Source organism: Jatrophihabitans sp., assembly GCF_036389215.1.
Classification (GTDB): domain Bacteria; phylum Actinomycetota; class Actinomycetes; order Mycobacteriales; family Jatrophihabitantaceae; genus Jatrophihabitans_A.
The window spans coordinates 1-17759 of the sequence record NZ_DASVQG010000290.1 but is presented as its reverse complement, the minus strand read 5'-3'; the positions used below and the strand labels follow the sequence as shown (position 1 = coordinate 17759).

Annotated in this window: 19 protein-coding genes; 5 read left to right on the top strand and 14 right to left on the bottom strand. The window is 72.2% G+C overall.

What is annotated here, in order from left to right:
• Positions 1-52: 52 nt before the first annotated feature.
• From VF542_RS16290 to VF542_RS16250, 9 genes are all read right to left on the bottom strand, one after another.
• The gene (locus VF542_RS16290; protein ID WP_408652743.1) at positions 53-175 is read right to left on the bottom strand and encodes a hypothetical protein; all 123 of its coding nucleotides are present in this window, start codon (positions 173-175) and stop codon (positions 53-55) included.
• A 54-nt stretch (positions 176-229) separates the two neighbouring features.
• Entirely contained in the window at positions 230-391 is a 162-nt protein-coding gene (locus VF542_RS16285; RefSeq protein WP_408652742.1) for a hypothetical protein, read from the bottom strand.
• A 408-nt stretch (positions 392-799) separates the two neighbouring features.
• Positions 800-1267: a hypothetical protein gene (locus VF542_RS16280; RefSeq protein WP_408652741.1), complete on the bottom strand. Its 468-nt coding sequence runs from the start codon at positions 1265-1267 to the stop codon at positions 800-802.
• Positions 1268-1337: 70 nt separating this feature from the next.
• Positions 1338-1574: a hypothetical protein gene (locus VF542_RS16275; RefSeq protein ID WP_408652740.1), complete on the bottom strand. Its 237-nt coding sequence runs from the start codon at positions 1572-1574 to the stop codon at positions 1338-1340.
• A gap of 238 nt (positions 1575-1812) precedes the next feature.
• Positions 1813-3180, bottom strand: coding sequence for a ThiF family adenylyltransferase (locus VF542_RS16270; protein ID WP_408652739.1), 1368 nt, complete (start codon positions 3178-3180; stop codon positions 1813-1815).
• 5 nt (positions 3181-3185) lie between these two features.
• Positions 3186-3479 (bottom strand): multiubiquitin domain-containing protein, encoded by a 294-nt coding sequence (locus tag VF542_RS16265; protein WP_408652738.1) that lies wholly within the window; start codon positions 3477-3479, stop codon positions 3186-3188.
• Positions 3480-3568: 89 nt separating this feature from the next.
• Positions 3569-5320, bottom strand: a complete 1752-nt coding sequence (locus VF542_RS16260) for an AAA family ATPase (RefSeq protein ID WP_408652737.1) — start codon at positions 5318-5320, stop codon at positions 3569-3571.
• Positions 5317-6306 carry a hypothetical protein gene (locus tag VF542_RS16255; RefSeq protein WP_408652736.1) on the bottom strand — a complete coding sequence of 330 codons (990 nt, stop codon included), beginning with the start codon at positions 6304-6306 and terminating at the stop codon, positions 5317-5319. Before VF542_RS16255 ends, VF542_RS16260 begins: the two co-directional genes overlap by 4 nt.
• Positions 6293-6907, bottom strand: a complete 615-nt coding sequence (locus tag VF542_RS16250; RefSeq protein ID WP_408652735.1) for an RNA polymerase sigma factor — start codon at positions 6905-6907, stop codon at positions 6293-6295. The genes VF542_RS16255 and VF542_RS16250 overlap by 14 nt, the downstream gene beginning before the upstream one ends.
• 298 nt (positions 6908-7205) lie before the next feature.
• Here VF542_RS16250 and VF542_RS16245 point away from each other — a divergent pair, with 298 nt between their 5' ends.
• Together VF542_RS16245 and VF542_RS16240 are read left to right on the top strand one after the other, a co-directional pair.
• Entirely contained in the window at positions 7206-8279 is a 1074-nt protein-coding gene (locus tag VF542_RS16245) for a sugar phosphate nucleotidyltransferase (protein ID WP_408652746.1), read from the top strand.
• 25 nt (positions 8280-8304) lie between these two features.
• A complete protein-coding gene (locus VF542_RS16240; RefSeq protein ID WP_408652734.1) occupies positions 8305-9255 on the top strand; it encodes a DNA-3-methyladenine glycosylase family protein in 951 nt (316 codons plus the stop codon).
• A gap of 45 nt (positions 9256-9300) precedes the next feature.
• Here the strand turns inward: VF542_RS16240 and VF542_RS16235 are convergent, their stop codons facing one another.
• The 4 genes from VF542_RS16235 to VF542_RS16220 form a co-directional block, all read right to left on the bottom strand.
• Complete coding sequence (locus tag VF542_RS16235; protein ID WP_408652733.1) at positions 9301-10155, bottom strand: serine hydrolase domain-containing protein; 855 nt, start codon at positions 10153-10155, stop codon at positions 9301-9303.
• Complete coding sequence (locus VF542_RS16230; RefSeq protein WP_408652745.1) at positions 10152-11516, bottom strand: coenzyme F420-0:L-glutamate ligase; 1365 nt, start codon at positions 11514-11516, stop codon at positions 10152-10154. The genes VF542_RS16235 and VF542_RS16230 overlap by 4 nt, the downstream gene beginning before the upstream one ends.
• 38 nt (positions 11517-11554) lie before the next feature.
• A complete protein-coding gene (gene cofD / locus VF542_RS16225) occupies positions 11555-12508 on the bottom strand; it encodes a 2-phospho-L-lactate transferase (protein WP_408652732.1) in 954 nt (317 codons plus the stop codon).
• Positions 12509-12606: 98 nt separating this feature from the next.
• Positions 12607-13242 carry a hypothetical protein gene (locus tag VF542_RS16220; RefSeq protein ID WP_408652731.1) on the bottom strand — a complete coding sequence of 212 codons (636 nt, stop codon included), beginning with the start codon at positions 13240-13242 and terminating at the stop codon, positions 12607-12609.
• Positions 13243-13415: 173 nt separating this feature from the next.
• Here VF542_RS16220 and VF542_RS16215 point away from each other — a divergent pair, with 173 nt between their 5' ends.
• Complete coding sequence (locus tag VF542_RS16215) at positions 13416-15953, top strand: bifunctional FO biosynthesis protein CofGH (protein WP_408652730.1); 2538 nt, start codon at positions 13416-13418, stop codon at positions 15951-15953.
• Between the two features lie 233 nt (positions 15954-16186).
• Positions 16187-16447 (top strand): WhiB family transcriptional regulator, encoded by a 261-nt coding sequence (locus VF542_RS16210; RefSeq protein WP_408652744.1) that lies wholly within the window; start codon positions 16187-16189, stop codon positions 16445-16447.
• 15 nt (positions 16448-16462) lie between these two features.
• Here VF542_RS16210 and VF542_RS16205 read toward each other — a convergent pair whose 3' ends face one another.
• Positions 16463-16942 carry a metallopeptidase family protein gene (locus VF542_RS16205; protein ID WP_408652729.1) on the bottom strand — a complete coding sequence of 160 codons (480 nt, stop codon included), beginning with the start codon at positions 16940-16942 and terminating at the stop codon, positions 16463-16465.
• A 222-nt stretch (positions 16943-17164) separates the two neighbouring features.
• Here VF542_RS16205 and VF542_RS16200 point away from each other — a divergent pair, with 222 nt between their 5' ends.
• On the top strand, positions 17165-17524 hold the full coding sequence (locus VF542_RS16200; RefSeq protein ID WP_408652728.1) for a DUF3499 domain-containing protein: 360 nt from the start codon (positions 17165-17167) through the stop codon (positions 17522-17524).
• Positions 17525-17759 lie beyond the last annotated feature (235 nt).

The following is a 17759-nucleotide window of genomic DNA, read 5'->3' as shown; positions in this document are numbered from 1 at the left end:
GGCCGTCCGGCAGGGCCCCGCTCGGCGTGTCGCTCGGCTCGGCGGCCAACGATCACCTGCGGCCCAGGAGGACCGGCGTGTTATCGCTTATTCCGAGCCAGCTCAGCTCGGCGAGCACCCGGCCGATCGCGGCACCGATCTCGCTCGATCCGCCGATCACCAGCGCCGCGGTCACCAGCCGATCATCCCAGGACGGGTCCGCACCGTCCGGAACCCTGCGGCCGCCGGCTCAGGACGGGGAGCCGGCCTGCGGCTCTTCGTCCTCGTCCGGCTGCTCGGTGGGTTCGGGGTGTTCCGGCTGGGCAGGCTGCTCAGCGGCGGGCTGCTCAGCGGCGGGCTGCTCGGCCTCGTCCGTCGAGCTGGGCTGGCCGTCGGGGGCGAGTTCTGACATGAGGGTGCCGATCCTTACCTGCGGTGACCTACCCAGGTGACTGCTCACCGAGCCGGCCGGCTTCGACCTGCCCCTCCACCCTAGCCAGTGCCGGCGCGGCATCGTTCTTCGTGATCGGTGGCCGTCCGGCAGGGCCCCGCTCGGCGTGTCGCTCGGCTCGGCGGCCAACGATCACCTGCGGCCCAGGAGGACCGGCGTGTTATCGCTTATTCCGAGCCAGCTCAGCTCGGCGAGCATGTGCGGCGGTCTTGACTTCCTTCAGCCCCCGGGTATCGCCCTCAGGACTCACCATGAGGTCCGGATCGGCCGGAAACAGCGCCTCGACGTCAGCTGGCAGCAACTCTCGCGGTGCGTGGTCAGCAACCGTGGACTCGGCGGGTGCGCTACTTGTCATCGAAGTACTCCTGCTCATCCGACAGCCCTCAGGATACCGCTGATCAGGATCGCGACAGCGGATACGAGCAGCAGAACGGAGGCAGAGCGCAGCCGTCGCGCCTTGGTGAACAGGCGTGCCTCGTTCTTGGCGTGCAACAGGATGCGGGTGTTGAGGACGACGAGCCGGGTCCGTACCGGATCCGTGGTGAGGTACCGGTCGCGTAGTTCCTCGGGCCCGATCGCCTTATCGACCCGAGGCAGGATCACCCACACCGCCGCAGCGCCCGCGGCAATGGCAAGGGCTTGCCCCGCGATGGCGGCGATGCTCGCGGTCGTCCCGACCAGCGCGACGATGACGCCGGCAGCACTCAGAACGACGCCGGCCTTGGTGTCTAGGCCGTTGCCTCGGTCACGGTAGGAGCCGTCTTCGCGTTCCAGGGCGGACTCGATGACGCTGAGCGAGGGGACCTGTGCCTCACTCAGCGACTGCATCAGCTGCATGGGCGGGAGGTTACCCAACCGAGGGCAACCATCGGGGGCCTGCGACCCCGCTGTGGATAGCGGCTGCTGCTCAGCTGACCGCCCAGTAGTGCGTCGAGCCGTGGGTGGACTCGACCCATTCCTGGCCGCACAGGATCGACACCGCCCGACCGGTGTTGGGATCCTCGGTGCGCACCACCTTGGTGCACCGGCGGATGAAGAGCTGGTCGGCCGGCCACTCGGTCAGCTGGCCGTTCAGTTCGAGCTTGCGCCCGTCGCGCCGCACCCGGTAGGCGGCCATCGGTACGGCGTTGCCGAGCGGGTGCATGCCTGGGCGAGGCTGCCAGTGGCCGGCGGGGCAGTACCGGACCGCGCCGTAAGCGGGGAGGGGCGAGTCGTGCATCAAGGACCTCGATGGGGCTGCAAGTGACGGTGGTCGAACATATGTTCGATAATAGTTCGCGGGACGGCGGCTGGACCAGAGCCATCTGCCCTCGACAACCCGGCGGATCACCAGGCTGGGATCTCGACGGCGAGACGGCCCGTCCGGGAGGCGACCGGCGCTGTCATCGGCACGGCTCCCGGACGGCCGGGTGCGGGCCACGCGTGTCTCGCCACCGATTGCCGCCGGCGCAGGTGATGCAGCCGGGGTCCGGGCCGTTGACCTGACGCGGGCCGACCTGGGTGCCCGGCCGGGACAGGTCGCCGATCACGTCGACGTCCAGCCACGGGGCAGGCGGCCGCGCACCGGACAGCCACGCGGCCAGCTCGGTCAGTGCGGCGTTGACGGTCAGGCCGTTGAGATACACCGCCGACGGGCTCTTGCCACCGGCGCCGTAGGAGCGCAGGCGGTCGGACTCCTGCTGATCGGCGGTTCTGGCCCACCGGGAGATCTCTGCCGCGTCGAGCTCACCGAGACAGCTGAGGCAGGGGCCGTGCGGGGTGGTGAGGATGACCCGGCCGCCCAGCGTGAACGGCTGGACCGAGTCATCGGCGCCGGTCGCGATGTCGAGATAGGGCGTCCGGGTCCGGGTGGCGATCTGGTTGAGCCGGTTGCGCGGGCCGTCGTCGTCGACACAGCCGATGATCAGATCGACGTCCTCGAGCTCGGGATGCTCGCCGGCGACGGTGAGGCCGCCGGCGGTCGACACGTCGATCAGGGGGTCGATGGCGCGCATCCGCCGGTGGGTCACCTGAGTCTTCTGCTGGCCGATGTCGGTGTAGCCGGCAGTGACCATCCGGTTGAGGTCGGTGATCTCGACGAGGTCGTCGTCCATCAGCAGGACGTTGCCGAAGCCGAGGTAGGCCAGCCCTTGCGCGACGTGGGAGCCGACGCCGCCGACGCCGACGACCGCCACCCGGATGGCGGTGAGCGCGGCCTGGGCCCGGGTCCCGATCAGCGGCAGATGCCGCGCCGGGCGCTCCTGGAACACCGGTTTGGCGTTCAGCACGCGCAGCTGGTCGCCGAGGACGGTCACCGTGCTGAACTGCCCGCGCTCGACGCGGCCGCCGGCGTCGGTCCGCCACCACTCGGCATGCAGGGCACCGTCGGCCCAGACGGCCGCCCCGTAGGGCGTGCCGGCGAGCAGCTCCAGGCAGTAGCTGACCGCCGGCGCGAGCGAGTCCTCATCGGTGTGGGAGAAACCGGGCGGTCCGTGATCGTGGTTGTGGAACTCGACGATGCCCAGACCGGTGGCCAGCGCGTGGTTGTGGACGTGGTCCAGGGCCTGGTCGCCGAGATGCCAGCCGTCGATGCCGCGGGTGGTGTCGAGCTCGTCCACCAGCGTGGTGTCCACCACCTCCAGCACCGGGCCGGCGGCGGTGTTGGCGATGGTGCGGGTGTAGGCGAAGGCGAATCGTTTCCCGCCGACCTGGCCGAGATGCCGCTCGATGCCCTGCCAGTGGTCCGGGTCGGTGAACTTCAGTGCCGGCATGGCCTTCAGTTCCGCTTGAACCGGGGACGGCGCCTGAACCGGGCCGTCCCGGAGACGAGGCTGACCGTGTCGGCCGCGCTGACGGTCACCCGGGCTCCGTCGTCGAGGATCCGGACGAGCACCTGCTGCGGGTAGATGCCGGCCACGAACCTGAGCTGGGCACCGGTGATCGTGGGCTGGTCGTAGGTGTAGCTGGTGCCGTCGACGTCGTAGCCGAACCCGGGGTGCGGGCGATGGGAGCTGCCGTTGGACCGCTGGCGGTCCACCGGCACGTCGGCGTCGAAAATCGAGTGGGTCATCGTCCTCCTCCTGCGTGCCCAGTTCGGGCTCTCGTCAGGTGGTCGAACGGATCAGCGGTTCTGCAACCCCGCGTGTCTACATCGATTTTTTAGCGCGTCGTGGTATGGGCGTACGTCAGTGAGACGGTGTCCGGCGCGGTGGCCTGCAGGCGGCGGGCGAGGCCCTCCTCGTACGTGGTGACCAGGATCTGGCCGACCGCTCCGGCTTGGGCGGCGCGGACCAGGGTCTGGGCGACCGCTGCCCGCCGAGCCGGGTCCAGGTGCTCCAGGGGCTCGTCGAACCAGATCGTCGAGGCCCGGGTCGCCGATGCGGCAAGCAGCAGGCGGGTCACCAGCAGGGCGGTGGAGCGTTCGGCTCCGCTGAGGTCCTCCAGCAGCAGGTCGAGGCCCCCCTCGCTGAACGTCAGTTGCCCGGACGCGCCGAAGCGCAGCCCCTCGGAGCCGAACAGGAGCTTCCAGCGGTGACTGATCTCGGTCGCGAGCGGGTTGATCCGCTGGGTGAGGTAGCGATCGGCCAGCGCCGTCATGCTGTTCTGGGCCACTTCGAGGACCAGGTCCTCGCGAGCGGCCGCGACCAGCGCGGCCTGGTCGGCGGCGGCGGTGCCGAGCTCTGCCAGCCGCTGCCGGGCGGCCCGCAGCTGCGCGGTGATCGCGCCGTGCTTCTCGGCGAGCTCGACGCTGCGGTGGCGGGCGTCCTCGAGCGCCGCGGTGGCGGCGGGACCGGGATCGGCCTCCTCGGGCTCAGCAGGTGGGCGCAGCTTGTTCAGGGCGGTGGTGAACCGCGAGATCACGGTGAGGCGGGCGCGCAGCCGCCGGGATTCCTCGCGGTGGCGCTGGATCTCGGTGTCGGAGTCCCCACCCACCTGCCCGTGCACGGCAAGGGCAGCGTCGCGCTCGTGCGCGCTGAGCGGGCGCAGGCAGGTGGGGCATTGATCCGATGCTGCTGCCAGCAGCTGGGCGGCCGAGGCCGACTGGGCGATGCGGACCTCAGCCGCCGAGGTGGCGGCCGCGTTGTCGGCCAGCGCGGCAGACACCTCGTGCTGGCTCTCCTCGATCGCGGTGAGCAGGTCCCGGTCGCCGAAGTCGACGACGTCCGCCAGCTGCGCCGCCAGCGCGGTCGCCTTCGTGTTGAACGCGGTGGCCTCGCTCCGGTACTGCTCCCAGCGGGTGGCCAGCCGTGCCCCGGGTTCCAGGGCGGCGATCTCCCCGGCCAGCTGCCGCCGCCGTTCCGCGGCCGCCTCGAGCTCGGCCTCCAGGTCTGTCACGGCCTGGGTGGCAGCCGTGAAGGCCTCGTCGGAGGCGTCCACGTCAGCGCGCAACGACCTGATCCGGGTCGCCAGCACCTGACGGCGTTCGGCCAGCTCGGCTGCCGAGTTCAGCAGCGTCTGCACACCGAATACCTGCGCGAGGTGATCCCGGATCGGGAAGCCGGTGGCCTTGCCGCCCGCCGGCGGGCCGAACACCACCGCATCGATCACGGTGCTCTCCGCCGACCAGGCCCTGGTCAGCAACGCCAGGTAGCCGCGCTCGTCGAGTGGCCGGCCGCCGACGGTCGCCGAGAACGTGGTGGCGCCGTTTCGGCGAAGCGACCTGCTCAGCCGGACGTCGGGGTAGCCCGGCAGGCCCAGGCCCAGCTGCACCGTTGCCGAGTCGTGGCCGCTGCGGATCGCCCGAACGGCCGCCCGCCCCTCCGGCATGCCCAGCAGGCACCAGCGGACGGCCTCGACCAGCGACGTCTTGCCGACCCCGTTCGGCGCCACGAAGAACGTCACCGGATGGGTCAGCCGCAGGTCCAGGTCCTCGTAGGCTCGCCAGTGCCGCAGGGCGATGTGGCCGATCATGAGGCGACTGCCTCGGCCAGTGCCGACAGCCGGCTGACCAGGGCGTTGCCGCTGAGCCGGCCCGCCTGCACGTCGGCCACCACGTCCCCGATGCTGGACGGGTCCAGTGCCTTCAACGCGGCCACGGCCGCTCGCCGGTGCTGCAGCCGGGGCCTCGCTCGACGCGCCGACGCCAGCGTGGTCGCGGCGACCGCGACGGCATCGGCGCTCACGTCACCGAGATCGATCAGGTCGGTCAACGCGGCGACTCGCTCCCAGCGGGGCAACCGGGATTCGAAGTACCGGCCGAGGGTGACCTCGAGTGAGTCGGGAGCGGTGTGGACGCCCGGCTCCAGCCAGCCCCGGACCGGGTCCAGGGAGGCGTTGGCGTCCGCCGCGGTCAGCAGGGCGGCGTCGCGGGCATCGGGTGAACTCAGGCACACCGCTGAGATGTCGGGGTATCGCCGCAGGAATACCGCGACAGCGGAGGGCTCACCCGCCAGTGGCCCGAGCGGCGTGCTGAACAGCGCGACGCTGCTGCCGAGAGCGCTGCACTGGGCGACCGCCGACAGCGACTGCTCTGATTGCCACTGCTCTGATTGCGACTGCTCTGATTGCCACTGCTCTGATTGCCACTGCGCCCAGGCAGGCGAACGGTCCACCACGACCTGGCCGTCGAAGCGCAGCTCCAGCTGGCGCAGCGCCGCGGCTACCGGATCTCCGCCCGTCGCGGTGGAGCCGGGCCGCCGGCCCGCTCGCGAGTCGGCACCGAATCCGGCAGCCGGCTCCACCAAGCCGAGCCGGACCGCCACCGGGTCGTTCTGCAGCGGCGGCAGGGCCGGCGCACGATCGGCCAGTGCCGAGACGATCGCGAACTGGTCGCGCAACCGTCGGCGCTGGTCGCTGGACAGGCCCGAGGTGTCCGGCTCCGGACCGCGGCCCCGGAGGAAGAGGAGGTAGCTGTCCACCAGCTCACTGGACAGGTCGTCGAAATCAGCCGCGTCCATGGCTCGTCCCCTTTCCGCCGGCCGCGGTGCGCTGGCGTTTCACGCACCGGCGCAGCGCGTCCAGTGCGCGCGAGCGCTGGCGGCTCACCGCCTGGTGCGAGGTGCCGGCCGTCAGCGCCCAGTCCGACAGCGTCTGGTTGCCCATCACGGTCGCTCGAACCACCGCGCGCTGGTCGGTGGTGAGGAACTCCAGGCACTTGGCCACCAGCTGATGCAGCGCCTCTTCTTCAGCGGCGGCCAGGATCCCCGCCTTGTCAGGCATGGTGGTGGCGATGTCCAGCGGATCCACACTGGAGATGCGCTGGCGTTCCCGGAGGATCCTGCGGCCCTCGTCGATACCTCTGCGGTAGGCGATGGTCTTGGCCAGCCCGACCGGCGACGTCATCGCCGCGGGGTCGCCTCGAAGCAACTCCACGAAGGCGGTGTAGACGACGTCGGAGACCCGGTGCTCGTCGGGCGGCCTGGCGATGACCCGCTGAATGCCGCGGCGAGCGTTCTGGTGCATGCCCTCACGCACCGACTCGTACAGGCTGCGGACGTCGCCGTAGCCTGTCTGCCACCGCTCCACGAGCTCGTCCAGCTCGCGCGCCTCGTCATCCATCACGAATAGGTCGCCCGAACCCGACGGTGCGCAACCCCCTCCGCACGCTTTTGTCCGGGGCGCCCGTCATCGACGTCGCACGTGCGGGAGCCGAGGTGGCTCGGCAGGTCGGCGTCCATCGTGGTGATGATCTAATCACGGCCTCTGCCGGCGTCCGCGCCGGTTGCCGTTCCGGTCGATGGGCGGCTCGGCCGGGGTCGGGTGACCAGATCCGTCCGGAATCGGTAGCGTCGACGGGTGCCCGGCAAACAGCGCGCTGGTGACCCGGCTGCCGGCCGGAGCGGACAAGGGGAGCTGGATGGACGACTCGGTCGAGGCGATAGTCCTGGTGGGTGGCAAGGGCACCCGGCTGCGGCCGCTGACGCTGTCGGCGCCCAAGCCGATGCTTCCCACCGCGGGCGTGCCGTTCCTGACCCACCTGCTGTCGCGGATCAAGGCCGCCGGGATCAGCCACGTCATCCTGGGCACCAGCTACCAGGCCGAGGTCTTCTCCGAGCACTTCGGGAACGGTGCGGCGCTCGGCCTGGAGCTCGAGTACGTGGTGGAGACCGAACCGCTGGGCACCGGCGGGGCGATCGGCAACGTCCGGCACCTGCTCCGCGGGAACACCGCGATGATCTTCAACGGCGACATCCTGACCGGCTGCGACCTGACCGGCCTGCTCGGCCATCACCGCCGGACGTCCGCCGACGTCACCCTGCACCTGACCACCGTGCCCGATCCGCGCGCCTTCGGCTGCGTGCCGACCGACGCCGGCGGCCGGGTCACCGCGTTCCTGGAGAAGGACCCGAACCCGGTGACCGACCAGATCAACGCCGGCACCTACGTGTTCTCCCGCGCCGTGATCGACACCATCCCCACCGGCCGCCCGGTGTCGGTGGAGCACGAGACCTTTCCCGGCCTGCTGGGCTGCGGGGCGCTGGTGACCGGCTACCTGGATGCCAGCTACTGGCGCGACCTCGGCAAGCCGGCCGACTTCGTCGCCGGATCCGCCGACCTGGTCCGGGGGATCGCGCCGACCGAGGCGCTGCCCGGACCCACCGGCGAGGCGCTGGTGCTGCCCGGTGCGAAGGTGGCCGACGGCGCGATCCTGACCGGCGGCTGCACGGTCGGGCGGGACTGCGTGATCGAGCCCGGCGCGGTGATCGACGGCTCGGTGCTCTTCGACGGCGTCCGGGTCGCCGGCGGCGCCTCGGTGCGTTCCAGCATCGTCGGCCGCAACGCGGTGGTCGGCGCCGGCACCGTGCTCGACACGGTGGTGATCGGGGACCGGGCGGTGCTCGGCGCCGGGGTCGAGCTGCTGGCCGGCGCCCGGGTCTGGCCGGACGTCCGGCTGCCGGACGGCAGTGTGCGTTTCTCGGCCGACAGCTAGCCCGGCCGCCAGCTAGCCTTGCCGCGTGAACAGCACCCCCGTGGCGGAGCTGCGCTGGCAGCCGCCGGCACCGCTCGACCTGGCCAGGACGCTGCGGCCGCTGCGCCACGGTGCCGGTGACCCGGTTGCCCGGTTCGTCGACGCGACGTTCTGGTGGGCCTGCCGCACCCCCGACGGGCCGGGCACGCTGGCGCTCACCCCCGACGGTGGGCAGGTGCTGGCCCGGGCCTGGGGAGACGGCGCGCACTGGCTGCTGGCCGCGGTGCCGGGCCTGCTCGGGGCCGGCGACGACTGGTCGGAGCTGGACGTCAGTGGCCACCCGGTGCTGCGGCAGGTGCACCGGGAACGGCCCGGCGTGCGGCTGGCCCGGACCGGCCGGGTGCTGGACTCGCTGGTGCCGGCCTGCCTGGAACAGCGGGTCACCGGCCAGGAGGCGTTCCGGGCCTGGCGGCTGCTGACCTGGGCCTATGGCGAGCCCGCTCCGGGACCGGCCGAACCGCGGCTGTGGCTGCCGGCCGAGCCCGCGCGGCTGCTGGCGGTGCCGAGCTGGGACTGGCACCGGTTCGGGGTGGACAGCAAGCGGTACCAGGCGGTCCGGGCCGCGGCGACGGTGGCCAACCGGCTGGAGGAGTGCGTGGGACTGGCTGCCGGCCAGGGCCTGACGCCGAGCGAGGGCATGGCCGCCGCCCGGCGGCGGTTGGCGGTGGTGCCCGGCGTCGGGCCCTGGACGGTGGCCGAGACCAGCTTGCGCGCTCTCGGCGACCCGGACGCGGTGAGCGTCGGGGACTTCCACCTGTCCAACGTGGTGGGTTACGTCCTGACCGGGGCGGCCCGCACCGACGACGCGACCATGCTGGAGCTGCTCGAGCCGTGGGCCGGCCAGCGCGCCCGGGTGATCCGGCTGATCGAGCTCAGCGGCCTGATGCCGCCCAAGTACGGGCCGCGGTTCAGCCCGAAGGACATGTCCCGGATCTGACTTGGGTGCGGTCGCGCGAAGATCGGTCGCGCGTAGGTCCGACCGCTAGCCGAAGCTGTCCAGCACCGCGTCCGACAGTTCCGGCCAGGCCTTGATCGCCCAGTCGTCGAAGCTGCGGTCGGTGAGCGCGACCAGCCCCAGCCCGGCCTGCGGGTCGATCCAGAACATGGTGCCGCTGCGACCGAAATGCCCGTACGTCGCGGGCGAGTTGCGGGCCGACGTCCAGTGCGGCTGCTTGTCGCCGCGGATCTCGAACCCTAGCCCCCAGTCGTTCGGCCGCTGGCTGCCGTAGCCGGGCAGCACTCCCGGCAGGCCGGGGAACTGCACGCTCCAGGCATCTCGCAGGGTGTCGGGATGCAGCAGGCCGCTCGGGGCGAGCAGCTCGGCGAGCAGCGCCTGCAGGTCGCCGACCGAGCCGATGCCCTGGCTGGCTGGTGAGCCGGCCAGCTCCGCGCTGCCCATCCGCAACGGCCCGAACACCGCCTCGGCGAGGTAGCCGGCGAAATCGATGCCGGTCGCGCCGGTGACCAGCTCGCCGATCAGGTCGTAGCCGGCGTTGGAGTAGATCCGCCGGGTGCCGACCTCGGCGGCCCGGCGGCGACGCTCCGGTGCCAGGCCCGAGGCGTGCGACAGCAGGTGCCGCAGCGTCATCGGCCCGAGCTCGGTGGCCGGCTCCGGGTCCAGCGCGGTGGGCGCGAACTCCGGTACCGGCCGGTCGAGCTCGATGGCGCCCTCCTCGACGGCGACCAGGGTGGCCAGCGCCGCCAGCGGCTTGGTCACCGAGGCCAGCGGAAACCGCATCGAGGTGTCACCGATTTCTGCCAGCAGGCCGGCCGGGCTGAGTACCGCCGCCGCGGCGTGCGGCACCGGCCAGTCCAGCACCCGCTGCAGCGGGTTCACGGGCTGCCCACCGCCCGACTGCCCGCGAGCCTCTGCACCGCCCGGTCGATGAACCCGGGCAACTCCGGTGAGATGCCGGCCGGCAGGTCCTCGATCTCGAACCAGCGCAGGTCATCGGACTCGGCGCTGATCACCGGCTCCGCCCCGGCCGGCGCCCACCCGACGAACTGGACGTCGTAGTGCCGGGTCGGCAGCCCCAGCGAGCAGGTGATCGGGTGCACGTCCAGGTTGACCGGCAGCGGGTCCAGCACGATGCCGGCGATGCCGCTCTCCTCGGCCGCCTCGCGCGCGGCGGCGGCCACCAGCGAGGAGTCGCCGTCCTCCAGGTGCCCGCCCAGCTGCAGCCAGGCGCCGACCCGGGGATGCAGGGTGAGCAGCACCCGGCGGCCCTCGGAGTCCAGCAGCAGCGTGCTGGCGGTGACGTGACCGGGCACGCAGGCCCGCCGGGTGGCGTCCGGGCGGGCCGCCAGCAGACCGTAGAAGCCCTCCCGGATCGCGGCCTGGCCGGTGCCATCTCCCGCGTTCAGCGGCATCGCCGCCAGGGTGGCCAGCACGTCGGCATGCAGGGCCGAGACGTCCGGGTCGCCCTCGCGACCAAGGCCGGTGCCCGCATCGGCGCCCGACTGGCCGGAGCTGGCCTGGCCGGAGCCGGCCTGCGCGCGGCCGAGCGCCAGCGCCTCCGCGGTGCCCATCCGGAACAGGTCCCCGTCCGCGCCCCGGATCAGCGTGCTGGAGCCCCGGCCGTCATCGGAATAGGCCAGCCCGCGCACCACCGCGACCGGGATGTCGGACAGCTTGCCCTTCACCAGGTCCGCGGCCGCGGCCAGCTCATCGGCCACCGCCACCTCGGTGACCTCCAGCAGGTTGCCGTGCCGGTCCCGCTCGCCGCGGTCGTCCCGGACGGCGACCAGGCCCGCGACGCCGATCGCCACGTCGGTGATCCCGTGCCGCCAGGGCCGGCCCATCGAGTCCGAGATCACCACCGCGACGCTGAGGCCGGCGCGCTCGGCCACCGCGTCGCGCAACCGGCGGGCCGAGCCGTCCGGGTCCAGCGGGAGCAGCGCGATCTCACCACCGGCCACGTTGGAGGCATCGACGCCGGCCGCGGCCAGCACCAGGCCGTGCCGGGTCTCGGCGATCCGCAGCGGCCCGCGGCGGGCGACCAACCGGACGGTCTCGTCGGTGATCGCCTGCTGCCGGGCCGCCTCCCGCTCGGCCGGGTCACCGGACGTGGGAATCAGCCGGCCCTCGACCTTGGACACCACCTTCGAGGTGACCACCAGGACGTCGCCGTCGGCCAGCCAGGGCGCGCAACGCAGGATCTCAGCGGCCAGGTCATGCCCGGGACGCAGCTCGGGCATGCCCTTGATCGGGAGGATCTCGATGCCTGCCGGAGCGCTCACCGGCCGGCCAGCGTCACCGCGTCGGCGACCATCGCGGCGGTCGCCTCGGCACTGGTCATCAGCAGGTCCCGGGCCAGCACCGCGACGCCGGGCACTTCGGCGGTGTCGCCGGTGTGCACCAGCCAGCCGTCGAGCACCCCGCCCGCCGCCCGGGCGCCGTAGAGGCCGGCCACCCCGGCTGCCGAGGTCTGGACGCCGAGCACCGGCAGGCAGGCGTCGGCCATCCCGCGGACCGGCGCGCCGCCGATGATCGGGGACAGCCCGATGACCGGAGCGGGCCCGGCCCGTAGCGCCTCGGCGATGCCGGGGACGTTGAGGATGGTGTTGATCGAGACCACCGGATTGGACGGCGCGATCAGCACCAGGTCGGCCTCCTCGATGGCCTTGAGCACGCCGGCCGCCGGCCGGGCCGACTCCAGGCCGACCTGGACGAACTCCAGCGCGGGGACGGCGGCCCGGTGCCGGACCCACCATTCCTGGAAGTGGATCGCCCGGCGGCCGCCGTGATCGGCGATCACCACGTGCGTCTCGCAGCGCTCGTCGGTCATCGGCAGCAGCCGGATGCCGGTCTGCCAGCGCTGGCACAGCGCCGCGGTGACATCGGAGAGCGGGTAGCCCGCGGCCAGCATCTGGGTACGCACCAGGTGGGTGGCGATGTCGAGGTCACCGAGGCTGAACCAGGTCGGCTCGGCCCCGTACTCGACCAGCTCGTCCATGATCCGCCAGCTCTCGCCCTGCCGGCCCCAGCCGCGCTCGGTGTCCACCGCGCCGGCCAGGGTGTACATCACGCTGTCCAGGTCCGGGCAGATCCGCAGGCCGTGCATGGTGACGTCGTCGCCGGTGTTGATCACCGCGGTCACCGCCGAGCCCGCCCGGCCGGCCGCGTACGCCCGGACGCCCTGCAGGAACCGGGCCCCGCCGACTCCGCCCGCCAGCACCGTGATGCGCACCCGAAGAACCTATTTCATCCGGTGGCGTCCGAAGCTGCCGGGGCCGTTCAGCGAGACAGGCCGTTCAGCGAGACAGGCCGTTCGACGAGACAGGCCGCTCAGCGGGACAGGAACGGGGTGCTCGCCCGGCGCATCGCGACAAGGGCGGCGTTCACTGCGGCCACCGTGGCATCGCCGCCGTGCCCGGCGCTGCGCAGGTGCGGCTCCAGCCAGGACTTCGCCAGCCGCCGGCTGCGCCGTGGACCGGGCCGGGCCGCACCCGCGCCGTGCCCGCCGGCCAGCAGCACCAGCAGCACCTGCTCCAGGCTGTCCGGAGCCAGTTTGGCCGCCAGCAACTCGACCACCCGCTGCTGCTCCAGCACCGTGGTGCCCGGATCCCGATCGACCAGCCTGTTGCCCTCCGACCGCCACCGGCCGTCGGCGATCAGGGCGGCGGTGGCGGCCTCGCGGTCGGCATCGACGTGGCTGTACCAGCGTCGCCACGCGGCGGGCCGCCGGCCGGCGACCGCGCGGTGCAGCGCATCGGCCAGTGGGCTGCCGGTGTCGGACTCGCCGAGCGCCTGCGGATGGTGCACTCCCACCAGCCGGCCGCTGGCGGCCAGGTCGGTGAACAGCGCCGCCCGGACGGCGATGCCGACCTGGTGCGGGTGCCGCAGCCGGCCGCGGACCGGGTTCAGCGACAGCCGGCACACCGCGAGCGCCAGCTGCTGGGTGTCGCTGGGGGATCCGGTCATGCGCGCCGGCTCACGGACCTCGGCGATATCGGCATGCCGGTCAGCTTAGGACGGCACCGGGTGGAGTGGTTGCCCGGCGCATCAGGCGCGGAAGCGGTCCGCGCCGGCGCACCCGGAAGAGGAGCGCGCCGCACCATCCGGCGCACCGGCTGACCGCGCGCTCGGCGGCAACGGTGGTGGCTAGGCTCAGTGGTGTGACGCAGCAACAGCCATCCGAGTCCGCTATCCGCCGGGCGCTGCGGCGGGCCCGCGACGGTGCTGCGCTCGACGTCACCGAAGCCGCGGTGCTGATGGCGGTGCGTGGCGAGCGGCTGAGCGAGCTGATGGCGATCGCCGCCGGGGTGCGCGACGCCGGCCTGCTGGCCGCCGGCCGTCCCGGCGTGATCACCTACTCCCGCAAGGTGTTCATCCCGCTCACCAGGCTGTGCCGGGACCGCTGCCACTACTGCACGTTCGCCACCGTGCCGCACCGGCTGCCGGCTGCCTACCTGGAGATCGAGGAGGTCCTCGCGATCGCCGAGCAGGGCGCGGCGCTGGGTTGCAAGGAGGCGCTGTTCACCCTCGGCGACCGGCCCGAGGACCGCTGGCCGCAGGCCCGCAGCTGGCTGGACGAGCGGGGCTACGACTCGACCCTGGACTACGTCCGGGCCGCGGCGATCGCGGTGCTCGAGCGCACCGGGCTGCTGCCGCACCTCAATCCCGGCGTGCTCAGCTGGAGCGAGCTGCAGCGGCTCAAGCCGGTGGCCCCGAGCATGGGGATGATGCTGGAGACCACCGCCCGCCGGCTGTTCACCGAGCCTGGCGCGCCGCACTTCGGCAGCCCCGACAAGGACCCCGAGGTACGGCTGCGGGTGCTGACCGACGCCGGCCGGCTCAACGTCGCCTTCACCACCGGCATCCTGGTGGGCATCGGCGAGACCCGGCAGGAGCGGGCCGAGTCGCTGTTCGCGATCCGGGCCAGCGCCCGGGAGTTCGGCGCGATCCAAGAGGTGATCGTGCAGAACTTCCGCGCCAAGGACGACACCGCGATGCGCAACGACCCGGATCTGGACCTGGACGAGTACCTGGCGACCCTGGCGGTGTCGCGGCTGGTGTTCGGGCCCAAGCTGCGGCTGCAGGCCCCGCCGAACCTGGTGGACCTGACCGAGTGCCTGCTGCTGCTCGAGGCCGGGGTGGACGACTTCGGCGGCATCTCGCCGCTGACGCCGGACCACGTCAATCCCGAGCGCCCGTGGCCCGAGCTCGACAAGCTGACCGACCTGCTGGCCGGGCGTGGCCTGGCGCTCACCGAGCGGCTGACCACCCACCCCTCCTACGTGCTGGCCGAAGCGCCGTGGCTGGATCCCCGGGTGCTGCCGCACGTCCGGGCGCTGGCCGATCCGGTCACCGGGCTGGCCCGGACCCGGCCGGACGGGGGCGTGCTCAGCCCGGCCGGCCTTCCGTGGCAGGAGCCGGACCCGGCCTGGGAGTCCGCCGGCCGCACCGACCTGCACACGGCGGTGGACACCGATGGCCGCAGCAGTGACCGGCGCAGCGACTTCAACGAGGTCTACGGCGACTGGAACGCCCTGCGCGACCGGGTCTTCTCGCCCGGCTCGACCGCGCTGGACTCCGACGTGGCCGAGGCACTGCGGGCCGCCGAGCGCGATCCGGCGGGACTCTCGGACTCCCAGGCGCTGACCCTGATGCAGGCCGACGGGGCCGGCCTGGCGGCGGTGGCCGCGCTGGCCGATGACCTGCGGCGGGCCACGGTGGGCGAGGACGTCACCTACGTCGTCAACCGCAATATCAACTTCACCAACATCTGCTACACCGGCTGCCGGTTCTGCGCGTTCGCGCAGCGGGCCACCGACGCCGACGCCTACACGCTGTCCTCCGGCGAGATCGAGGATCGGGTGCGCGAGGCGCACGCCGACGGCGCCACCGAGATCTGCATGCAGGGCGGGATCGACCCGAAGCTTCCGGCCACGGCGTACTTCGACCTGGCCAGGGCGGTGAAGCGAGCGGTGCCGTCGATGCACCTGCACGCCTTCAGCCCGATGGAGATCGTCAACGGCGCGTCCCGGGCGAACCTGTCGATCGAGGAGTTCCTGATCGGCGTTCGGGAGGCCGGTGTCGACTCGTTGCCCGGTACCGCCGCCGAGATCCTCGACGACGAGGTGCGCTGGGTGCTGACCAAGGGCAAGCTGCCCACCTCGGCCTGGATCGAGGTCATCACCACCGCGCACCGGCTGGGCATACCGACCACCTCGACCATGATGTTCGGGCACGTCGACCATCCGCGGCACTGGGTCGCGCACCTGCGGCTGCTGGGCCGTCTGCAGGATGAGACCGGCGGCTTCACCGAGTTCGTGCCGCTGCCCTTCGTGCACAACCAGTCGCCGATCTACCTGGCCGGGCTGGCGCGGGCCGGCGCCTCCCAGCGTGAGGTCAAGGCCGTGCACGCGATGGCCCGGATCATGCTGCACGGCAAGATCGCCAACATCCAGACCAGCTGGGTCAAGCTCGGCGAGGACGGCGCGGCCGAGATGCTGCGCGGCGGCGCCAACGACCTGGGTGGCACGTTGATGGAGGAGACCATCTCCCGGATGGCCGGTTCGGAGCACGGCTCGCGGCGTTCGGTCGCCGAACTGGAGGCAATCGCGGCCCGGGCCGGGCGGCCGGCACGGCGGCGCAGCACCTCCTACGGTCGGCTACCCGAACCGTTCTGAACCCGCCGAAAGCGGCCCGCAAGCTGCTCGGACGCTGCTTGATGGGCTCTGAGGGGCCAAATCTGCGACGAATAGCAGACTTCAGCTTGACTAATGGGTAACGACACGGGTGTAATTCCAAGTGTGTCGTACGGCTTATCCGCTCACCATGCCAGCCGATACGAAGCACAGGCTCCGGTAGGTCCATACCCATATCCGCAGTAGGAGAGCAACCCGTGACCGATACCTCGTACCTGGCAGAAGCGGACCTGTCGAGCATCTTCGGGCTTCCCGAGGAGCAGAACTGGCAGGAGCGCGCACTGTGCTCCCAGACCGACCCTGAGGCGTTCTTCCCCGAGAAGGGTGGTTCCACCCGCGAGGCCAAGAAGATCTGCGTCGGCTGCGAGGTGCGAGGCGAGTGCCTGGAGTACGCGCTGGAGCACGACGAGCGCTTCGGCATCTGGGGAGGCCTCAGCGAGCGGGAACGCCGCCGGGTGAAGCGCCGCGCCGGCTGAGCATCTCTCGCTCACTCACTCGGGTGCGGGCGGGTCGATCTCCTCGGTGGATCGGCCCAGCAGCCGGGCGAGCTGCTCCACCACCACGTCGTGCACCAGGTCGGCCAGGTCCTCGCTCTGCGCGGCCCGGCTCTCCAGCGGCCGGCGATAGACCACGATCACCGGGGCTGAGATACCGCCCACCCCGTTGCGGTACAGCCGCGACAGCGGCACCGCGTTGTCATCGAGGATGTCCTCGTCGTAGTCGAAGTCGGCGGGCCCCCGGTGGCTGACCTCGGGCACGTCCTCCACCGCGAACTCGACCTGGGCCAGCTGCTCGGCCAGCCGCGGCTGCAGATGATCCACCGCGTGCAGCACCATCGCGTCGAAGGCATCGCCACGGCTGTGCGCGATCGGCACCGGCCGGGGAGCCAGCATTCCGCGCAGGCCACGCCCGTGCCGATCCCGGCGGCGGCCCGGACGCCGTGCCGCCGGAGAGTGCCCATCGGTGCCCATGGTCAGCGAGCCTAGTGTGGTTGGCGGGTGCGGGCGCTTCGGCTGGTGCCTTGGGCCAGTGCCTTCGGCCGGCGACACCCGGCGGCGACACGCGGCGGCGGCACGCGACGACACGCTGGGACGGCACGCGACGACACGCTGGGACGGCACGGCGGGGGGCGACACGCGGCGGCGAACGGCGCTCACCGGCAAAGCCCTGACCGGGCGCTAGGGTCGGCCGTTGTGAGGCATGTCCGTCGCTGTACCCGCACAGGCTGCAGTCAGTCTGCCGTCGCGACGCTGACCTACATCTATTCCGACTCGATGGCCGTGGTCGGCCCGCTGGCCGCCTTCGCCGAACCGCACTCCTACGACCTGTGCGAGGAGCACGCCGTCCGGCTGACGGTGCCCCGCGGCTGGGAGGTCGTCCGGCACGTCGGGGAGTTCCCCTCACCCATCCCGCACGCCGACGATCTGGAGGCGCTGGCCGATGCCGTCCGCGAGGCGGCCCGGGTCGAGGTCCCGCGGCAGGCCGGCGGCTCCGAGGACAACGGCCTGACCGGCCGGCGCGGGCATCTGCGCGTGGTGCCGCCGCCGGTCTGAGGCAGCATCGCAGCGAGGAGCGGACCGAAGTCACAGCTCTGAGCCCGGTACCGGTGACGAGCCGTCCGCAGCGCGTGCTCGGTACTGGTCTGCGCTCAGTCCGGCCGCTCGCCTAGGCTGGAAAGTCACGACCCCCCGCGCGGGGGCGGCGAACCGCTGCTCCGCGCGCTGAGCAAGCCGCCGCTCAGCTTCGCCCACCTCCTGGAGAGGCGTCTGCAAGGTGATCAACCTTTCC

What these genes read in the sequence shown, in the direction of transcription:
- VF542_RS16260 (WP_408652737.1), bottom strand. Translation starts at nt 5,320, where the DNA reads ATGATCGGCCACATCGCCCTGCGGCACTGGCGAGCCTACGAGGACCTG.
- VF542_RS16220 (WP_408652731.1), bottom strand. Translation starts at nt 13,242, where the DNA reads ATGACCGGATCCCCCAGCGACACCCAGCAGCTGGCGCTCGCGGTGTGC.
- VF542_RS16285 (WP_408652742.1), bottom strand. Translation starts at nt 391, where the DNA reads ATGTCAGAACTCGCCCCCGACGGCCAGCCCAGCTCGACGGACGAGGCC.
- VF542_RS16255 (WP_408652736.1), bottom strand. Translation starts at nt 6,306, where the DNA reads ATGGACGCGGCTGATTTCGACGACCTGTCCAGTGAGCTGGTGGACAGC.
- VF542_RS16265 (WP_408652738.1), bottom strand. Translation starts at nt 3,479, where the DNA reads ATGACCCACTCGATTTTCGACGCCGACGTGCCGGTGGACCGCCAGCGG.
- VF542_RS16275 (WP_408652740.1), bottom strand. Translation starts at nt 1,574, where the DNA reads ATGCACCCGCTCGGCAACGCCGTACCGATGGCCGCCTACCGGGTGCGG.
- VF542_RS16250 (WP_408652735.1), bottom strand. Translation starts at nt 6,907, where the DNA reads ATGGATGACGAGGCGCGCGAGCTGGACGAGCTCGTGGAGCGGTGGCAG.
- VF542_RS16245 (WP_408652746.1), top strand. Translation starts at nt 7,206, where the DNA reads ATGGACGACTCGGTCGAGGCGATAGTCCTGGTGGGTGGCAAGGGCACC.
- VF542_RS16205 (WP_408652729.1), bottom strand. Translation starts at nt 16,942, where the DNA reads ATGGGCACCGATGGGCACTCTCCGGCGGCACGGCGTCCGGGCCGCCGC.
- VF542_RS16270 (WP_408652739.1), bottom strand. Translation starts at nt 3,180, where the DNA reads ATGCCGGCACTGAAGTTCACCGACCCGGACCACTGGCAGGGCATCGAG.
- VF542_RS16230 (WP_408652745.1), bottom strand. Translation starts at nt 11,516, where the DNA reads ATGCCCGAGCTGCGTCCCGGGCATGACCTGGCCGCTGAGATCCTGCGT.
- VF542_RS16280 (WP_408652741.1), bottom strand. Translation starts at nt 1,267, where the DNA reads ATGCAGCTGATGCAGTCGCTGAGTGAGGCACAGGTCCCCTCGCTCAGC.